Here is a 16,060-nt window from a genome sequence, read left to right as displayed (position 1 = left end):
ATTCCCCTGCGATGGAGCGGTTCGCCCGTCTCACTTCACCTGCTGTGCCACCACCCACGCCCGCACCTGCGACTCCAGCACCGGCAGCGGTACCGAGCCCTGCGACAGCACGGTGTCGTGGAAGGCGCGCACGTCGAACTTCGCGCCCAGCGCGGTTTCCGCCTCGCGGCGCAGCCGCATGATGGTCAGCTCGCCCAGCTTGTAGCTCAGCGCCTGCGCCGGCCAGCTGATGTAGCGGTCGACCTCGGTGGTCACCTCGTGCTCGGACAGCGCGGTGTTGTCGCGCAGGTAGGCCAGCGCCTGTTCGCGCGTCCAGCCTTTGTGGTGGACGCCGGTGTCGATCACCAGCCGGCAGGCGCGCCACATCGCGTAGGTCAGGCGGCCGAAGTCCTCGTAGGGCGTCTGGTAGATGCCCATCTCCTTGCCCAGCCATTCGCTGTACAGGCCCCAGCCCTCGCCGTAGGCGCTGATGTATTCCTTGCGGAAGCCGGGCAGCTCGCCCTGTTCCTGCACCAGCGACTGCTGCAGCGAATGCCCCGGCGAGGATTCGTGCAGGGTCAGCGCCGGCAGGTTGTACAGCGGGCGGCTGGGCAGGTTGTAGGTGTTGACCCAGTAGGTGTCGGCGCCGCCGCGGCCCGCCGTCCAGAACGGCGCGATGCTGGGCGGCACCGGCACGATGGTGAAGCGCCCGCGCGGCAGCGTGCCGATGAGCTTGCCCACTTCGCCATCGACGCGCTTGCTGATCCAGGCGGCGTCGTTCAACAGTTCCTGCGGCGTCTTCGCGTAGAACTGCGGGTCGGTGCGCAGGAAGGCGAGGAAATCGGCGAAGCGGGTGTCCCGCGCTTTCCCCTGGAAGCCGAGCTTGTCGATGATCGCGTCCATCTCGGCGCGGATCGCCGCGACTTCCTTCAGGCCGATCGCGTGGATCTCGTCCGGCGACAGGTCCAGCGTGGTGTAGTTGCGGATCTGCTCGCGGTACCAGGCCACGCCGTCCGGCATCGCCTCGGCGGCCAGCGTGGTGCGCGCGTGCGGCACGTAATCCTCGCGGAAGAACGTCAGCAGTTTGGCGAACGCGGGGATCACCGCGTCGCGGATCGCGGCAACGCCCTCGGCGCGCAGCGCGTCCTGCTCGGCCGCCGGGATGGTCGCCGGCATCTTCGCGTAGGGCGCGTACAGGCTCGACTCTTCGGGCGTCTTCAGCTCGGCGGTCATCGCGATGGACACGTCGCGGCCGTCCAGCACCGCGCGCGGCACCGAGAAACCGCGCGCCAGCCCGGCGCGCATGTTGGCGATCTGCTGGTCGAAGTAGCGCGGCACGTCGCGCAGGCGCGCGGCGTAGGCGCGGTAGGCGTCGGCGTCGCGCAGATCGGCGCGGGCCATGAAGTCGAGGTTCGACCAGAACGAGCTGTCGGCGTTGAACGGCATCTCGTAGTCGCGGAAGCGGAGCGACGCCGCCTTGTGCTCGATCTGGGGACGGTAGATTTCGTAGTTCACCCGCTCGGCCGGCGACAGTGCCTGCACGTCGACGGCGTCGAGCCGCTTCAGCACGCCGTCCAGGTAGGCCAGCTTCCTGGCCTGCGCCTGCGGGCCGACATCGGGCAGGCGGGTGCTGGCCGAAGCCGCGTCGTTGTCGCTGTCCTCGTCCCAGCCGGCGGCCTGCTGCGTCCGCCACGTCCATTCGGACTGGTAGATCGCGCGGAAGGCGGCGTCGGCCGGCGTCGCCGGCGCGGCTTGCGCGACCGCCAGCGCGGGCATCAGGCACAGGGCGAGTAGGCAGGCGCGGAGCGGTGTCTTCACGATGCGGCGTCCAGGGAGCGAGGCTGCGGATCGTAGCATCGGGCCACGAGGGGCTCGCCTGTGCTATTCGCCTGCGTGCCTGCGCCACGGCTTTTGCTCGTCATTCCCGCGAAAGCGGGCCGCTACCGACAGACGAATGTCTGTCCAATCCATGGACTTCAGTTCTCGCCAATCCGAAGGCAACGTCCTTGGATACACAGACATTCGTCTGCGAAAGACGCCCGCTTTCGCGGGAATGACGGAATTGAGTCAATGCCCCGCGCGGTCGCGCTTCCATCCGCGATGGCGGATGTCCAGATACAGGCTGTAGCAGGCGGTGAAGCTGGGGAACAGGTTCTGCAGGATGCCGACCGCGTCGTTCTTGCCGAAGATGAAATAGGCCAGCGTCATCAGGCTGCCGAGGATGCTCATGTACCAGAACAGCCGCGGGATCACCGGCTTGCCGTGGCGCTTGCTGGCGATGAACTGCACCAGCCAGCGGCCGCCGAACATCAGCGCGCCGACCAGCCCGATCAGCTTCCACGGGCTCATGTGGATGCCGGTCCAGGCCAGCGCGGCCAGCGGCGTGTCCATGAAGCCGGGCGGCGGCGCGGCGATCATCGCGGCCCGCCTTGACCGGGCAATTCCTCCACCGCGGTGCGCCGGCTGCGCTGGATCAGCCAGGCCACGCCGAACAGGTCCTTGATGCCGACCAGCGCGCGGCCGAGGTTGTTGTACTTCGACACGCCGGCGGTGCGGTGGCGGTGGTTGACCGGCACGCTGACGGTTTGCCAGCCGGCGCGCTGCATCAGCGCGGGCAGGTAGCGGTGCATGTGGTCGAAGTAGGGCAGGTCGAGGAAGGCGTCTCGCTCGAACAGCTTGATGCCGCAGCCGGTGTCCGGGGTGGCGTCGCGCAGCATGCGGCTGCGGATCGCGTTGGCGAACTTCGACGCCCAGCGCTTGCTGCCGGAATCCTGCCGGTTGACCCGCCAGCCGGCGAACAGCTTCACCTCGGCGGGCGAGGCGTCGCGCCTGGCGAGCAGGTTCGGGATGTCGGCCGGATCGTTCTGGCCGTCGCCGTCGAGGGTGGCGATCCACGGCGCGCGCGCGGCCTTTACCCCGTTGCGCACGGCAGTGCTCTGGCCGGCGTTCGCCAGGTGGCGGACGACGCGCAGCTCCGGCGTTGCCGCCTGCAAATCGCGCAGGCGTTGCAGGGTGCCGTCGCGCGAGGTGTCGTCGACGTAGACGATCTCGAACGCGACCCGCCCGCGCAGCGCGGCCAGGATTTCGGCTACCAGCGGCGCGACGTTGTCCTCCTCGTTGTGGACGGGGACGACGACCGAGAGTTGCGGCAGTTCGCTCATGCGGCGGGCGCGGTCAGGCCTTGTTGCGCAGGCGTTCCAGCACGCCGTCGAGCGCGTCGAGGTTGGCGTAGTGGATCACCAGCTTGCCCTTGTTGCCGCGGCCGTTGAGCACCGCGACCTTGCTGCCCAGCGTCTCCGACAGCTCGCGCTCCAGCGCGGCGATGTCGGCCTGCGGCGCCTTCGCCTTGGGCGCGGCCTTCTTCGGCTCGGTCGGCACCTTGCCGGCGGCGAGCTGCTGCACGCGGTGTTCCACCTGGCGCACCGACCAGCCTTCCTCGGCGGCCTGCTTCGCCAGCGCGATCGCCATCGGTTCGGCCAGCGGCAGCAGCGCGCGGGCGTGGCCCATTTCTATTGCGCCGCTCTGCACCAGCGCGCGGATCGGCTCCGGCAGTTCCAGCAGGCGCAGCAGGTTGCTCACCGCGGCGCGCGAGCGGCCCACCGCCTCGGCGGCGGCGGCGTGGGTCAGGTCGAACTCGTCGATCAGCCGCTGCAGCGCCTGCGCTTCTTCCAGCGGGTTGAGGTCTTCGCGCTGGATGTTCTCGATCAGCGCCATCGCCACCACGGTGCGGTCGTCCACCTCGCGGACGACCACCGGCACTTCGGCCAGGCCCGCGCGCTGCGAGGCGCGCCAGCGACGCTCGCCGGCGATGATTTCGTAGGTGCGGCCGCCCTTGCCGCCGCGCTCGCGCACCACGATGGGCTGGATCACCCCCTGTGCGCGGATCGAGGACGCCAGTTCCTCGAGTTTTGCGTCGTCCATCGTGCGGCGCGGCTGGTACTTGCCCGGCACCATCGCATCGACCGGCAGCGTGCGCAGCACGTCGCCCGGCATCGCCTGCAACGCCGGCGCCTCGGCGGCGGCCTTCGGGCCGAGCAGGGCTTCCAGGCCGCGGCCCAATCCGCGCTTCTTGGCGCTTCCCTTCACCGCATCGCTCATGCGGCCTTCTCCTTGTTGTCTCCGGCGCGCTGCTGCCGTTCGCGCTGGCGGCGGATGATTTCGCCGGCGAGGCCGAGGTAGGCCACGCTGCCGCGGCTGGCCTTGTCGTAGCCGATGATGCTCTGGCCGTGGCTCGGCGCTTCGGCCAGGCGCACGTTGCGGGGAACAATCGTGCGGAACACGAGGTCGCCGAAGTGGTTGGTCAATTCGGCCGAGACGCCGTTGGCGAGGTTGTTGCGCACGTCGAACATGGTGCGCAGCACGCCTTCGATCTCGAGATCGGGATTGAGCCGGCCCTTCAGCGCGTTGATGGTGTCGAGCAGCGCCGACAGCCCTTCCAGCGCGTAGTACTCGCACTGCATCGGCACCAGCACCGAGTCGGCGGCGTTCAGCGCGTTGAGCGTGAGCAGCGACAGCGAGGGCGGGCAGTCGATGATGATGAAGTCGTAGTTGCCGCGCACCATTTCCAGCGCGACCTTGAGCTTGGCTTCGCGGCCTTCCGCATCCATCAGCTGGATCTCGGCGGCGGTCAGGTCGATGTTGCCGGGCAGCAGATCAAAGCCGTCCTCGCAGCGCGCGATCGCGGCCTGCGGCTGCGCCTCGCCCAGCAGCACGTCGGTGATCGACACCTCCAGCTCGCGCTTGTCCACGCCGCTGCCCATGGTGGCGTTGCCCTGCGGGTCCAGGTCCACCAGCAACACGCGCTTGGGCGTGCGGGCCAGCGCGGCGGCGAGGTTGACGGCGGTGGTGGTCTTGCCGACCCCGCCCTTCTGGTTGGCGATGGCGATGATGCGGGCCATGCGGCGTGTGTTCCTGCGTCTGGGCCTGCGCGGCGCGCAGGCAGGACAGGGGATTATGCCCTATGCCCGCGTCCGCACGATTTCGACCAGATGCCGTTCGGCGGGAAGCCCCGGCACCCGCAGCGGATGCAGCGAGGACACGCGCCAGCCGGGCGGCAACGCGGCGATCTCGTCCTCCGGCACCACGCCTTTCATCGCCAGCAGCTTGCCGTCGGGGCCGGGCAGGTGCCCGCCCAGCTCCAGGATCAGCGGCAAGGTCGCCAGCGCGCGCGCGGTGATGGCGTCGAAGGTGGCGTCGGGCTGGAACGCCTCGATCCGCGATTCGGCCACCTGCGCATTGGGCAGCTTGAGCTGGCGCACGGCTTCGCGCAGGAAGCGCGCCTTCTTGCCGTTGCTTTCCACCAGCGTGACCTGCAGGCCCGGCGTGGCGATCGCCAGCGGGATGCCGGGCAGGCCGGGGCCGGTGCCGAGGTCGGCCAGCGTTTTGATGTCGCGCACGAACGGCTGCATCGCCAGCGAATCCAGCAGGTGCTTGACCAGCATCTCGCGCGGGTCGCGGATCGCGGTGAGGTTGTAGGTGGCGTTCCAGCGCGCCAGCAGCGCGAGGTAGTCGAGCAGCGGGCCGGCCAGCGCCGGCTCCAGCGAAAGCTGCGCGAGCCCGGCTTCGAGCTCGGGGCGCAGGGCGTCGGTGTCCACGGTCATGCGCACAGTATGCCGCGCCGGCGGCCGTCTTCACGCGGCGACGGCATCGCTGAACGCACGTTCGGCGACGCCAACGCGGTCATCACGCGGGGTGGGGAAGACTGCCGCCGTCCCCCGCTCGTCCGCGCCGGGGCGTCGTGCAAGCCGCAGCCCGTCCGGGCCCACTTCCTCTCTTTCGGAGGCAACGCAATGAATCTCATCGTCTGGTTGATCATCGGCGGCATCATCGGCTGGCTGGCCAGCATCGTCATGCGCACGGACGGCCAGCAGGGCATCGTCCTCAACGTGGTGGTCGGCATCGTCGGCTCGTGGATCGGCGGCTGGCTGATCGCGCCGATGATCGGCGGCGCCGGCTTCATGGGCTACGTCTCGGCCTTCCTCGGCGCGGTGATCCTGCTCGCCATCGTCAACCTGCTTCGTCGCGGCCGCGTGCGCTGAAACGCGGCACGACACGGAGGTCGCACGAAGGCCCGGCTTGCCGGGCCTTCGTTCTTTCCGGGGCCGCTTCGATCAGCCGAGCACGACGAACGCCGGCGCGTGGTCGCTGGGGCGCTCCCATTCGCGCGGCGTGCGGTCGATGCCGGACGCCACCGCGGCGCCGCGCAGCGCGTCGGACACCAGGGTCAGGTCGATGCGCAGGCCGAGGTTGCGGCGGAACGCCGCCTGCCGGTAATCCCACCAGCTGAAGATGCCGCCTTCGTCGTTGTGCAGGCGGAAGCCGTCGTGCAGGCCCAGCGCCAGCAGGTGCCGCAGCGCGTCGCGCTCGGCGGCGGAGGTGAGGATGTGGGCGTCGTTCCAGACCGCCGGGTCGTGCACGTCGCGCGCGTCGGGCGCGATGTTGAAATCGCCCAGCACCACCAGCTTCGGATGCGCCAGCAGCTCGGCCGCCAGCCAGCCGCGCACCGCCTCCAGCCAACGCAGCTTGTAGGCGTATTTCTCGGTGCCGACGTCCTGGCCGTTGACCACGTAGAGATTGACGATGCGCACGTCACCGACGGTGGCGGCGATGGCGCGCGCCTGCGCGTCGTCGAAGCCGGGAATGGCCATCTGCACGTCCTCAATGGCGCGGTCGCGCGCCAGGATCGCCACGCCGTTGTAGGTCTTCTGCCCGTGGAACACGCTGCGGTAGCCGAGCTCGGCCAGCGCGGCGTCGGGGAAGCGGTGGTCCTCCAGCTTGGTTTCCTGCAGGCCGATCACGTCCGGCGCGAAGTCGCTTAACCACTGCTGCAGCTGCGGCAGGCGGACGTTGAGGGAGTTGACGTTCCAGCTGGCGATTTTCATGGAGTCCCGAACGGTGTGATGGGCCGGAGGCGGCGCTGCGGATGCGGCGCAGCCTACCGCACCGGGCGATGACGCGATGCGACGCGCGTGGACGGCGGGTGAGCGGCGTCGCGCCGGCCGCCTGTATCCTGCCGCCATGCCGAGCGCCCGCCACGGCCCCGCGTTCCTGTACGTGCTGCGGATGAGCGGCGCGGAGGACCTGCTCAAGGTGGGGCTGACCGCCGATCCGGTCGCGCGCTGGTCGGGCTTCCACCGCCGCTGGTTCGAGGCGTTCGACCTGGAGCGCAGCCTGCTGGTCGAAACCGAATCCCGCCGCGACGCGCAGCGGCTGGAAACCGCCCTGCATCGATTGCTGAAGGAGCACGGCTGTCCGGTCCCGCTCACCATGCGCGCGTTCGCCGGCGGCGCCACGGAATGGTATCGGGGCGCATCGGCCGCGGCGCGCGGGTTCGTCGCCCGCTGCGGGGACGAGGGCTTCACCGTGCATGCGGACGCGCGCCCGCACGTCGCCTCGGCGATGTATGCGCAGCGGCACATGCTGGCGTCGGTGCTCGACCAAGTGGCGCGGAACGAACGCGACGGCGTGCTGACGCCGGAGGAAATCGCGGCGGTGCGTGATCTCGCGGACGCGCACCGCGCGTTCGGCGCGGAGTTGTCGGCGCTGATCCCGGCGGACGTGCTGGAGCTGCTTCGCCTGGACGATCAGGCGGGCGGCGGATAGAGCACCTGACAGCGCACGCAGAAGAAGGTGCGGCGATTGCGCACGCCCATGTGCTGGCGGGCCAGCTTGCCGCCGCAGTTCGGGCACAGCGACTTGTTGTGCACCAGCCAGTGCTGACGCAGCACGTACTGCTTCTTCCATTCGAGGAACTGGAAGCTGTAGGCGCGCGCGTCCTCGATCATCCGGCCGAGCGTGCGCGGCGGCAGCGCCCCGACCTTGCTGGCGGGATGCACGCGGATGCGGAACAGCACCTCGTTCTTGATGATATTGCCGACGCCGGCGAAGACGTCCTGGTCGAGCAGCGCGTCGCAGACCAGCGCGTCCGGCTGCTTCTTCAGCTTGGCTCTGGCCAGCTTCGGATCCCATTCCGGCGCCATCACGTCGCCGCGCCAGTCGTAGGCCTCGTCCAGCGGGCCTTCGATGTATTTCAGCGAACAGGCGTAGAAGTTCAGCGTGCCGTTGTCGAAGCGCAGCGACACCCGCGGCGCCGCCTCCTTCTCGGCGTCGATCAGGTAGGAGCCGAACAGCAGCAGGTGCACGCGCAGGCTGAAGCCGCGAAACTCGATCAGGAAGTGCTTGCCCCAGCTGCGCAGCGCGACGATCTTCCTGCCACGCATCCGTTCCAGGTCCAGCTTGCTGTTGCCGGAGACTTCGCGCACCGTCCTGCCGCGGAACTTCGCCGCCTCTTCGCGCAGGATGACGATGGACGGGCCTTCAGGCATCGCCGCGTCCTGCCGTCGCGCCGGTCGCGGCCAGCAGTTCCCGCAGGCGGTTCGCGTTGGCGATCGCGTGGCCTTGCGCGGTGTTGTCGAAGATCACCCAGGTTTCGCGGCCCGCGCCGATGCCGGCGATCCCGGCGGCCAGCGCCTGCAGGCGCGCCTCCTGGTAGTCGCTGTAATAGACCTCGGGCGAACCGTGCCAACGCCAGTAGCGCCAGCGCGCGTCGCCGGCGGGAACCGCGCCGACCACGGCGCGCGGAGGATCGGCCGCCACCCGCGACACACCGTGCTCCGCCAGCAGGGTTTCCGCGGGCGGCGTGAACCAGCTCGAATGACGCGGCTCGCAGGCAAGCAGCGCCTCGCTGCGCTGGCGGTAAGAGCGGAAGAACGCGGCGGCGATGCGCGCGTCGAACGCCAGGTTGGGCGGCAGTTGCAGCAGGAAGCCGCCGAGCCGGTCGCCGAGCGCGCCGGCTTCGCAGAGGAAGCGGTCGAGCGGCGCATCGGCATCGCGCAGGCGGCGTTCGTGCGAGATCGTGCGCGGCATCTTGACGGAGAAACGGAAGCCCGCCGGCACGCTGTCCGCCCAGCGCGCATAGGTCCTGGTCTGGTGCGGCCGGTAGAACGAGGAGTTGATTTCCACCGCGGAAAACAGGGTGGCGTAGCGCGCGAGCACGCTGTCCCCCTCGCCGAACAGGGCGCGATGCCGCGCCGGGATCGACCAGCCCGCGCAGCCCACCCGGATGGCGGGCGTCCGTGGCACACGCGCGTCTTCGTCGCGGATTCCGGTCTCCGCGGGTTCAGCCGGCTCCGGGGCGCCGGAGGTCGAAGGCGAACGGTCTGCCATGCGCACACAAGACCCGTCCGCCGATGAAGATGCCGTGAGCGGATGCGCTGGCGCGGCAGCGCAAGTGAAGACGCGCGCGATGCATCAACGGCGCGCCTTTACGGCATTCGTAGCGGCATCGCCGATGAAGCGCGTGCGCTTACCGCACGATCAGATCGATCAGCCACTTCGCCTTCGAATACGGCGGCTTGAGCAGGTCGCCGCCGGTGCGGCGCGCCTGCCACAGCACCGGCAGCAGCTTGCTCATCGCGTCGAAGCCGACGCGGCTGTGGTACGCGCCCATGCCGCTGGCGCCGACGCCGCCGAACGGCAGGCCGGTGATGGCGAAGTGGAACAGCGTGTCGTTGACCGACACGCCTCCGGCGATGGCGTCGTGCAGGATCTTCTCGATGGCCGTGCGGTCGTGGCTGAAGGGATACAGCGCCAGCGGGCGGTCGTGCGCATTGATGTAGGCGATCGCCTCGTCCAGCGTGCGGTAGCTCTTGACCGGCAGCAGCGGGCCGAAGATTTCGTCCTGCATCACCTTGGCATCGTCGCCCGGCTCCAGCAGCACGGTCGGCGGCAGCAGGCGCTGCGACGGATCGGCGCTGCCGCCGAGGGTGACGATGTCGATGCCGCGCTGCTTCGCGTCGTCGAGATAGCCTTGCAGGCGCGCGTACTGGCCGTCGTTGACGATGCGGGTGTAGTCGCCGAGGTTGGCGAAGTCGGCGCCGTAGCGCGCCGCCACTTCGCGGCGCAGCGCCTCGATCAGCGCGTCGCGCTTGTTCGCCGGCACCAGCACGTAGTCCGGCGCGATGCAGGTCTGGCCGCAGTTGAACCATTTGCCGGTGGCGATGCGGGCGGCGGCCTTTTCGACAGGATAGTCGTCGCAGACCAGCGCCGGCGACTTGCCGCCCAGCTCCAGCGTCAGCGGCGTGAGGTGGGGCGCGGCAGCGGCCATCACCTTGCGGCCGACGGCGGTGGAACCGGTGAACACCAGGTGGTCGAACGGCAGCGCCGCGAACGCCGCGCCCACTTCGGCGCCGCCGGTGGCGACGGCGACGCGGTCGGCCGGAAACACTTCGGCCAGCAGGTCGCGCAGGAAGGCGCTGGTGCGCGGCGTGTGCTCGGAGGGTTTCAGGTAGACGTGGTTGCCGGCGGCGATCGCGGTCGCCAGCGGGATCAGGGCGAGATTGACCGGGTAGTTCCATGGCGCGATCACCCCGACCACGCCCAGCGGCACCGGCCGCACCTGCGCGCGCGCCGGCAGGAAGCGCCAGCCCACGCCGACCCGGCGCGGCTTCATCCAGCCGCGCAGGTGGCGGATGAGATGGTCGATCTCGTTGAGCGCGGTCATGCCGTCGGCGATGCGGCTTTCGTCCAGCGAGCGGTGGCCGAAGTCGGCGGAGATCGTGCGAGCCATCTCGTCCAGCCGCCGCTTCAGCGCATCGCGCAAGCGCTGCAGGTCGTCGCGGCGCTGCGCGTAGTCCGGCTTGCGGGCCTGCCAGGCGGCGCGCAGGCGCTGCAGGGTGGGAGCGAGGTCGGCGGGCTGGGTGTCGGCGATGGCGTCCATGCGCCGGAGTGTAGTGCCGGTCTTCCGCGGCGTGGCCCTAGAATGGCGGCATGCACACGAAAATGTCCGTTCTGCGCCCCTACCGTGGCCGTTTGCCCACCCTCGGCCAGCGCGCCTACGTCGATCCCGCCGCCAGCGTGATCGGCGACGTGGTGCTGGGCGACGACGTCTCGGTCTGGCCGTTCACCGTGATCCGCGGCGACGTCAACTTCGTCCGCATCGGCGATCGCACCAATATCCAGGACGGCACCGTCGTCCACGTCAGCCACGACGGCCCGCACGCCAAGCTGGGCGGCTTCGCCACCCGCATCGGCAGCGACGTGACCATCGGCCACAAGGCGATCATCCACGCCTGCACCATCGAGGACGCGGTGCTGATCGGCATGGGCGCGATCGTGCTGGATGGCGCGGTGGTGAAGAAGCATGGCTTCGTCGGCGCCGGCGCGCTCGTCGCGCCCGGCAAGGTGGTGGGCGAAGGCGAGCTGTGGCTGGGTAATCCGGCGAAGAAGGCGCGGATGCTCAGCGATGCGGAGATCGAGGCGCTGTATTACAGCGCCGGGCATTACGTGCGGTTGAAGGATGAGTATCTGGCGGGTGGCGTGGACTGAGCGATTCCACACGTGCCGCGTGTAGCATGATCCGGCTTCGCGGGGGCGAAGCCGACACATTGCTGGGGAGAATGGGGATGCACAACACGTTGAGGTTTGGACTGCTTGCATTGCTGCTGGCGTCCGCGGGCGCTTGGGCCGGCGATCGGCTGGCGGTGCAGGCGGGCGGCGAAAGCGTGATGACGATGCGGGTGGATGGCGAGCTGACCATCGGCTCGGAAGGTCAAGTGCTGGAGTACAAGCTGCGCACGCCGCTGAGTGCGAACTTGCAGCAGATGCTGGACAAGGCGATTCCGGCGTGGAAGCTGGTGCCGATGCAGCAGGGCGGTCGAGCGGTCAATGCCAGGACGCCGATGCGGATTACCTTGGCCGCATCGGAAGTGGCCGGCGGGTACGAAGTGCGGATCGACAACGTGGTGTTCGCGCCGTTGACCAAGGAAGACCATGAAGCGGCACGGGCCGCGGAGCGAGCCGCCGCCGAGGCGGGCGAAGCCATCGCGCCGGTGGGTGAATCGGCGCAAGCGCCGGTGCTGATTTCGGCACGCAGGCTGCAGCCGCCCGGTTATCCCGTCGGGCTGATGCGGGCCGGCGTCGAGGGCATCGTGTTGCTGAACCTGCGCCTCAATCCGGACGGAACGGTGGCCGAGGTGTTCGCGGCGCAGTCCAGCCTGCTGAATGTCAAGGGCGGATCGGAGATCCTGGACAAGGCGCGGGCGCTACTGGAGAAGGAATCGATGCGGGTAGCGCGACACTGGACGTTCAATATCGAAGCCCAGGATCCGGCAGCGCTGGACAACGATGCCGTGACCGTCAGGATGCCGGTGGAATACGTGATGGACGTTCCAAGGAAAGACAAGGGGGCGCATTTTGCCGGTGCATGGCGCTATGAGTTCCGTGGTCCGAATCTGCCAGCCCCATGGCTGCGCGCCAAGCCCGGCGAACAGATCGTCGGCGTCTCGGATCTCGCCGGCAGCGAGCAGGTGTCCGGCAGCACGCCATTCCGCCTGACCGACCGCAGCGTGCTGAACCGGGCGCTCTGATCCTTCGGGTTTCGATGCGCCGGAGCGGCGCGCGCTTTGCCGCTACTCAGTCCGCCGTCACCAGCGCATCGCCCTGCCCGTTGAGCGCCGCGTACACGGGATCGGTTTCCGGGCGCACGCCGTGCCAGAGCAGGAAGCTTTCCGCCGCCTGCTCCACCAGCATGCCCAGGCCGTCCATCGCGTGGGTGCAGCCGGCGGCGCGGGCCCAGGCGAGGAAGGCCACCGCCGCTTCGCCGTAGCTCAGATCGACCGCCGCGCTGCGCAGGCCGGCCAGGGCCATCGGCAGCGGCGGCAGCGCGCCGCCGCGGGTGGCCGAGGTGGCGTTGACGAGAAGGTCGAATTCGCCCAGCGCGGGCAGCGCGTCCCAGCCGCGCGCGTGCACGCGGCCCGGTTCGCCCATCGCATCGGCCAAGGCGTCGGCGCGTTCCGGCGTGCGGTTGACGACGAACAGGGCGCTGATTCCGGCGTCCAGCAGCGCCGGGGCCACACCGCGCGCGGCGCCGCCGGCGCCCAGCAGCAGCACGCGGCGTTCGCGCAGGTCGAGGCCGTGGCGTTCGGTGAGGTCGCGCACCAGGCCGAGGCCGTCGGTGTTGTCGCCGCGCCAGCCGTCGCCGTCGCGGATCAGGGTGTTGACCGCGCCGGCGCGGCGTGCCCGCTCGCTGGTCTCGCGGCATAGGGCGAAGGCATCTTCCTTCAGCGGCAGGGTGACGTTGGCGCCCTGCGCGCCGCTAGCGGCGAGCTTCGCCGCGAAATCGTCGTGGCCGGCTTCGATGGAGACATAGTCCAACTCGATGCCGGTCTGCCGCGCGAACGCGGCATGGATGCGCGGCGATTGCGAATGCGAGATCGGCGTGCCGAACACCGCGTAGCGCTTGCCCATCGGAATTTCCCTGTCAGATCCGCTTGAGGTAGACGTGCTGGGTCTTGGCGTGCGCGTAGCCCAGCGCCGGGTAGAAATCGTGCGCTTCGCCGCGCGCGACGTTGGAGCGCACCAGCACGCGGTCGATGCCGCGCGCCCGCGCCCAGTCCTCGGCGGCGGCGACCAGCCTGCGGCCCGTACCACCGCGTCGTATGTCGGCATCGACCACCAGCGCCACGATTTCCGCGCGGTCGCCGCTTTCGATCATCAGCCGATGTTCGGCGCCGATGAAGCCCACTAGCCCGCCGGCCTCGCCTTCGCAGACCAGCACGGCATGGGTGGGCATCGCCGCGATCCGTTGCAGGCGATCTTCGAAGACCGGCGCGTCCGCCACGTAGCCGAGCTGCGCGGACAGGCGCGCGATTTCGGCGGCATCGGCGAGGTTGGCGTCGCGGATCACTTCGTCTCGCGCATCCAACGCGCCGCATCCAGCGCGTAATAGGTCAGCACGCCGTCGGCGCCGGCGCGCTTGAACGCGGTCAGCGCTTCCATCGCCACCATCTTCTCGTCGATCCAGCCGTTGGCGGCGGCGGCCTTGATCATCGCGTACTCGCCGCTGACCTGGTACGCATAGGTCGGGCGCTTGAACTGCTGTTTCACCCGATACAGCACGTCGAGGTAGGGCAGGCCCGGCTTGACCATCACCATGTCGGCGCCTTCGGCGAGGTCGAGGCCGACTTCGTGCAGCGCCTCGTCCGAATTCGCCGGATCCATCTGGTAGGTGTACTTGTTGCCCTTGCCGAGGTTGCCGGCGCTGCCCACCGCGCTGCGGAACGGGCCGTAGAAGGCGCTGGCGTACTTGGCGCTGTAGGCCATGATGCGGGTGTGGATGTGGCCGGCGGCTTCCAGCGCGTTGCGGATCGCGCCGATGCGGCCGTCCATCATGTCGCTGGGCGAGAGGATGTCGACGCCGGCCGCTGCGTGCGCCAGCGATTGCCTGATCAGCGCTTCAATGGTCTCGTCGTTGAGGATGTAGCCGGTGTCGTCGATCAGGCCGTCCTGGCCGTGGGTGGTGTACGGATCGAGCGCCTGGTCGCTCATCACCCCGAGTTCGGGGAAACGCGCTTTCAATGCACGAATCGCGCGCGGGACGATGCCGTCCTCGTCCCAGGCGATGCGGCCGTCGGCGGTCTTGGCGTCCGGGTTCGGCACGCCGAACAGGTCGAGCACCGGCACGCCGAGTTCCAGCGCCTGCTCGCCGACCTTCAGCAGTTCGTCGATGGACAACCGCTCCACGCCCGGCATCGAGCCGACCGGCGCGCGGCCTTTCTCCTCGTGGACGAAGACCGGGTAGATCAGGTCGTTGGCAGTGAGCACGTGCTCGCGCATCAGCCGGCGCGAGAACTCGTCGCGGCGCATGCGCCGCGGGCGGACGGGGAATCGGTTTGCGGGGGTGTTCATGGCGGCAAGTTTACGCCCGTGCCCCGTCGCGGCTTTGCGTCAGGTCAAGTCAGACCAGCCCGCCGCCCAGTACGAGGCGGAACGCGCCGACCGCGATCGCGACCAGGTTCAGGATCAGGCCGGCCTTGGCGCGGCCGCGCTTTTCCGGAGAGGTCATCGCCAGGCCGATGGCGGCGATGATCGCGCCCACCGTCGCGAACGGGATCATGAACCAGTTGCCCCAGCCCAGCAGCGGGATGAAGGCCAGCAACATCCACAGCAGGGCGAAGATGCCCCAGATCAGACTGATGATGCCCATGCGCGGTTGCCCCCGTGAGTGAACGATGGGGACGATATGCAGGATGCCGGCGGGCAATGCAAGCGCCGGCGTGGCCAGCCTAGCCGTGGGTGCCGTCGATCTCCACCAGCAGCTCGCGCCGGCAGACGTGGCCGTGCAGCACGATCCGCGGCACGCCGGGCAGGCGCGCCTGCATCAGCGCATCGACCCGCGCCAGCGCGCCGGCGTCGCGCACGTAGACCTTCAATTGCGATGCCGCACCGGGCTGCGCCGGCAGGCCGGGCCGCTGCGCGCGCGCCGTTTCGATCAGGCTACCGAGATTGGCCAGCACTTCGTCCAGCTGCGCTTCCAGCGAGTCGCCGTGCTGCGAGGCGTGGCCGACCACCGCGGCGGTGCCGGACAGCAGCAGCGGCATCGCGCCGGAAGCCGGCAGCAATGCGCGGGCGAAGCCGGGCGGCTGCGGGCCGTACTGGCGCGGGTAGCGCCAGGCCTGCACCTGGCGCGGGTTCTCCAGCGGCGTGCCGGCGCTGCGCGCGGACAGCCAGTACAGTTGGAAGCGGCCGGTGCGGGCGGGATGGCCGATGGCGGTAGCGGCCGGCAGTTCGCCCGGCGCCAGTTCGCGGCCGATGCCGCGCGCGCGGCCCACGCAGAAGCGGCGGTAGCGCTCGGCGTCGTCCTCGCCCTCGGTGATCGCGTCGAGGTAGTTCCAGATCCGCAGCGGATGCGGATGGTCGCTCTCCGCGAGCCAGCGCTGCAGGCGCGCGTAGCCGATGTCGGCGGCGGTTTCGATGTCGCCGTCGTCGGCGATTTCCAGCGCGCCGAACTGCAGTCCGTCGCCCGCGCTCCAGGCGATGTCGCCGTCGCGGCCGTGCGCCACTTCGCCGTCGACCCGCCAGCATTCCAGCGGCGCGCGGCCGAACGCCGGCAGCGCCACGCGCAGGTAGCGCGGATCGGCATGGGCGGCGGGCGCGTCGGCGCCGAAGCCGAATGCGGCCAGCAGCCGCGGGTCGGCCAGCGCCTCGGCCAGCGGCGCATCGGCGTAGGCGACGCGCAGCGCGGCGGCGCGGGCGGGGGGTGCGAAGGGAAGCAGGGACATCAGGGCGCGGATGATACCGCGCC

General features: G+C 69.8%; 19 protein-coding genes. 4 read left to right on the top strand and 15 right to left on the bottom strand.

The features are described from left to right. Positions 1-30: 30 nt before the first annotated feature. From H9L17_RS07470 to rsmG, 6 genes are all read right to left on the bottom strand, one after another. Positions 31-1,797: a DUF885 domain-containing protein gene (locus H9L17_RS07470; protein WP_425507412.1), complete on the bottom strand. Its 1,767-nt coding sequence runs from the start codon at positions 1,795-1,797 to the stop codon at positions 31-33. Between the two features lie 249 nt (positions 1,798-2,046). Further along, complete coding sequence (locus tag H9L17_RS07465; protein WP_425507411.1) at positions 2,047-2,397, bottom strand: lipid-A-disaccharide synthase N-terminal domain-containing protein; 351 nt, start codon at positions 2,395-2,397, stop codon at positions 2,047-2,049. Beyond that, a complete protein-coding gene (locus tag H9L17_RS07460; RefSeq protein WP_187571694.1) occupies positions 2,394-3,140 on the bottom strand; it encodes a glycosyltransferase family 2 protein in 747 nt (248 codons plus the stop codon). Before H9L17_RS07460 ends, H9L17_RS07465 begins: the two co-directional genes overlap by 4 nt. A 13-nt stretch (positions 3,141-3,153) precedes the next feature. Then, positions 3,154-4,077, bottom strand: a complete 924-nt coding sequence (locus tag H9L17_RS07455) for a ParB/RepB/Spo0J family partition protein (RefSeq protein ID WP_187571693.1) — start codon at positions 4,075-4,077, stop codon at positions 3,154-3,156. After that, a complete protein-coding gene (locus H9L17_RS07450) occupies positions 4,074-4,877 on the bottom strand; it encodes a ParA family protein (RefSeq protein WP_187571692.1) in 804 nt (267 codons plus the stop codon). The genes H9L17_RS07455 and H9L17_RS07450 overlap by 4 nt, the downstream gene beginning before the upstream one ends. A gap of 60 nt (positions 4,878-4,937) precedes the next feature. Continuing rightward, positions 4,938-5,579 (bottom strand): 16S rRNA (guanine(527)-N(7))-methyltransferase RsmG, encoded by a 642-nt coding sequence (rsmG, locus tag H9L17_RS07445; RefSeq protein ID WP_187571691.1) that lies wholly within the window; start codon positions 5,577-5,579, stop codon positions 4,938-4,940. 189 nt (positions 5,580-5,768) lie between these two features. Between rsmG and H9L17_RS07440 the strand changes: the two genes are divergently transcribed. Continuing rightward, positions 5,769-6,017, top strand: coding sequence for a GlsB/YeaQ/YmgE family stress response membrane protein (locus H9L17_RS07440; RefSeq protein ID WP_187571690.1), 249 nt, complete (start codon positions 5,769-5,771; stop codon positions 6,015-6,017). Between the two features lie 72 nt (positions 6,018-6,089). On the opposite strand, the gene xth is transcribed toward H9L17_RS07440, so the two are convergent. Continuing rightward, the gene (gene xth / locus H9L17_RS07435; RefSeq protein WP_187571689.1) at positions 6,090-6,860 is read right to left on the bottom strand and encodes an exodeoxyribonuclease III; all 771 of its coding nucleotides are present in this window, start codon (positions 6,858-6,860) and stop codon (positions 6,090-6,092) included. A gap of 136 nt (positions 6,861-6,996) precedes the next feature. On the opposite strand from xth, the gene H9L17_RS07430 reads away from it, so the two are divergent. Next, on the top strand, positions 6,997-7,581 hold the full coding sequence (locus H9L17_RS07430) for a GIY-YIG nuclease family protein (protein ID WP_187571688.1): 585 nt from the start codon (positions 6,997-6,999) through the stop codon (positions 7,579-7,581). Here the strand turns inward: H9L17_RS07430 and H9L17_RS07425 are convergent. The 3 genes from H9L17_RS07425 to H9L17_RS07415 form a co-directional block, all read right to left on the bottom strand. Next, positions 7,563-8,303 carry a DNA-formamidopyrimidine glycosylase family protein gene (locus H9L17_RS07425; protein WP_187571687.1) on the bottom strand — a complete coding sequence of 247 codons (741 nt, stop codon included), beginning with the start codon at positions 8,301-8,303 and terminating at the stop codon, positions 7,563-7,565. The two genes, H9L17_RS07430 and H9L17_RS07425, sit on opposite strands and share 19 nt — an antisense overlap. Next, complete coding sequence (locus H9L17_RS07420) at positions 8,296-9,144, bottom strand: DUF72 domain-containing protein (RefSeq protein ID WP_187571686.1); 849 nt, start codon at positions 9,142-9,144, stop codon at positions 8,296-8,298. The genes H9L17_RS07425 and H9L17_RS07420 overlap by 8 nt, the downstream gene beginning before the upstream one ends. Positions 9,145-9,283: 139 nt before the next feature. After that, a complete protein-coding gene (locus tag H9L17_RS07415) occupies positions 9,284-10,696 on the bottom strand; it encodes a coniferyl aldehyde dehydrogenase (protein ID WP_187571685.1) in 1,413 nt (470 codons plus the stop codon). A 62-nt stretch (positions 10,697-10,758) separates the two neighbouring features. Here H9L17_RS07415 and H9L17_RS07410 point away from each other — a divergent pair, with 62 nt between their 5' ends. Together H9L17_RS07410 and H9L17_RS07405 are read left to right on the top strand one after the other, a co-directional pair. Then, positions 10,759-11,304 (top strand): gamma carbonic anhydrase family protein, encoded by a 546-nt coding sequence (locus H9L17_RS07410; RefSeq protein WP_187571891.1) that lies wholly within the window; start codon positions 10,759-10,761, stop codon positions 11,302-11,304. 77 nt (positions 11,305-11,381) lie between these two features. Next, positions 11,382-12,344: an energy transducer TonB gene (locus tag H9L17_RS07405; protein WP_187571684.1), complete on the top strand. Its 963-nt coding sequence runs from the start codon at positions 11,382-11,384 to the stop codon at positions 12,342-12,344. 46 nt (positions 12,345-12,390) lie between these two features. Here H9L17_RS07405 and aroE read toward each other — a convergent pair whose 3' ends face one another. The 5 genes from aroE to H9L17_RS07380 form a co-directional block, all read right to left on the bottom strand. After that, positions 12,391-13,230, bottom strand: coding sequence for a shikimate dehydrogenase (aroE, locus tag H9L17_RS07400; RefSeq protein WP_187571890.1), 840 nt, complete (start codon positions 13,228-13,230; stop codon positions 12,391-12,393). A 7-nt stretch (positions 13,231-13,237) separates the two neighbouring features. Continuing rightward, on the bottom strand, positions 13,238-13,681 hold the full coding sequence (locus tag H9L17_RS07395; protein ID WP_187571683.1) for a GNAT family N-acetyltransferase: 444 nt from the start codon (positions 13,679-13,681) through the stop codon (positions 13,238-13,240). Continuing rightward, positions 13,660-14,664: a porphobilinogen synthase gene (gene hemB, locus H9L17_RS07390; RefSeq protein ID WP_187571682.1), complete on the bottom strand. Its 1,005-nt coding sequence runs from the start codon at positions 14,662-14,664 to the stop codon at positions 13,660-13,662. The genes H9L17_RS07395 and hemB overlap by 22 nt, the downstream gene beginning before the upstream one ends. Positions 14,665-14,713: 49 nt before the next feature. Continuing rightward, the gene (locus H9L17_RS07385; protein WP_187571681.1) at positions 14,714-14,962 is read right to left on the bottom strand and encodes a hypothetical protein; all 249 of its coding nucleotides are present in this window, start codon (positions 14,960-14,962) and stop codon (positions 14,714-14,716) included. A 79-nt stretch (positions 14,963-15,041) separates the two neighbouring features. Next, positions 15,042-16,037: a chorismate transformation FkbO/Hyg5 family protein gene (locus H9L17_RS07380; protein ID WP_187571680.1), complete on the bottom strand. Its 996-nt coding sequence runs from the start codon at positions 16,035-16,037 to the stop codon at positions 15,042-15,044. Between the last annotated feature and the right edge of the window lie 23 nt (positions 16,038-16,060).

This window comes from Thermomonas brevis (assembly GCF_014395425.1).
Lineage (GTDB): Bacteria > Pseudomonadota > Gammaproteobacteria > Xanthomonadales > Xanthomonadaceae > Thermomonas > Thermomonas brevis.
Note: the sequence above shows the minus strand (reverse complement) of the source record. Positions and strands in the feature narration are given on the sequence as shown.

Excerpts from the sequence above, each read along its gene's own strand:
- H9L17_RS07465 (WP_425507411.1), bottom strand. The coding sequence starts at position 2,397 with ATGATCGCCGCGCCGCCGCCCGGCTTCATGGACACGCCGCTGGCCGCG.
- H9L17_RS07460 (WP_187571694.1), bottom strand. The coding sequence starts at position 3,140 with ATGAGCGAACTGCCGCAACTCTCGGTCGTCGTCCCCGTCCACAACGAG.
- H9L17_RS07455 (WP_187571693.1), bottom strand. The coding sequence starts at position 4,077 with ATGAGCGATGCGGTGAAGGGAAGCGCCAAGAAGCGCGGATTGGGCCGC.
- H9L17_RS07450 (WP_187571692.1), bottom strand. The coding sequence starts at position 4,877 with ATGGCCCGCATCATCGCCATCGCCAACCAGAAGGGCGGGGTCGGCAAG.
- rsmG (WP_187571691.1), bottom strand. The coding sequence starts at position 5,579 with ATGACCGTGGACACCGACGCCCTGCGCCCCGAGCTCGAAGCCGGGCTC.
- H9L17_RS07440 (WP_187571690.1), top strand. The coding sequence starts at position 5,769 with ATGAATCTCATCGTCTGGTTGATCATCGGCGGCATCATCGGCTGGCTG.
- xth (WP_187571689.1), bottom strand. The coding sequence starts at position 6,860 with ATGAAAATCGCCAGCTGGAACGTCAACTCCCTCAACGTCCGCCTGCCG.
- H9L17_RS07430 (WP_187571688.1), top strand. The coding sequence starts at position 6,997 with ATGCCGAGCGCCCGCCACGGCCCCGCGTTCCTGTACGTGCTGCGGATG.
- H9L17_RS07425 (WP_187571687.1), bottom strand. The coding sequence starts at position 8,303 with ATGCCTGAAGGCCCGTCCATCGTCATCCTGCGCGAAGAGGCGGCGAAG.
- H9L17_RS07420 (WP_187571686.1), bottom strand. The coding sequence starts at position 9,144 with ATGGCAGACCGTTCGCCTTCGACCTCCGGCGCCCCGGAGCCGGCTGAA.
- H9L17_RS07415 (WP_187571685.1), bottom strand. The coding sequence starts at position 10,696 with ATGGACGCCATCGCCGACACCCAGCCCGCCGACCTCGCTCCCACCCTG.
- H9L17_RS07410 (WP_187571891.1), top strand. The coding sequence starts at position 10,759 with ATGTCCGTTCTGCGCCCCTACCGTGGCCGTTTGCCCACCCTCGGCCAG.
- H9L17_RS07405 (WP_187571684.1), top strand. The coding sequence starts at position 11,382 with ATGCACAACACGTTGAGGTTTGGACTGCTTGCATTGCTGCTGGCGTCC.
- hemB (WP_187571682.1), bottom strand. The coding sequence starts at position 14,664 with ATGAACACCCCCGCAAACCGATTCCCCGTCCGCCCGCGGCGCATGCGC.
- H9L17_RS07385 (WP_187571681.1), bottom strand. The coding sequence starts at position 14,962 with ATGGGCATCATCAGTCTGATCTGGGGCATCTTCGCCCTGCTGTGGATG.
- H9L17_RS07380 (WP_187571680.1), bottom strand. The coding sequence starts at position 16,037 with ATGTCCCTGCTTCCCTTCGCACCCCCCGCCCGCGCCGCCGCGCTGCGC.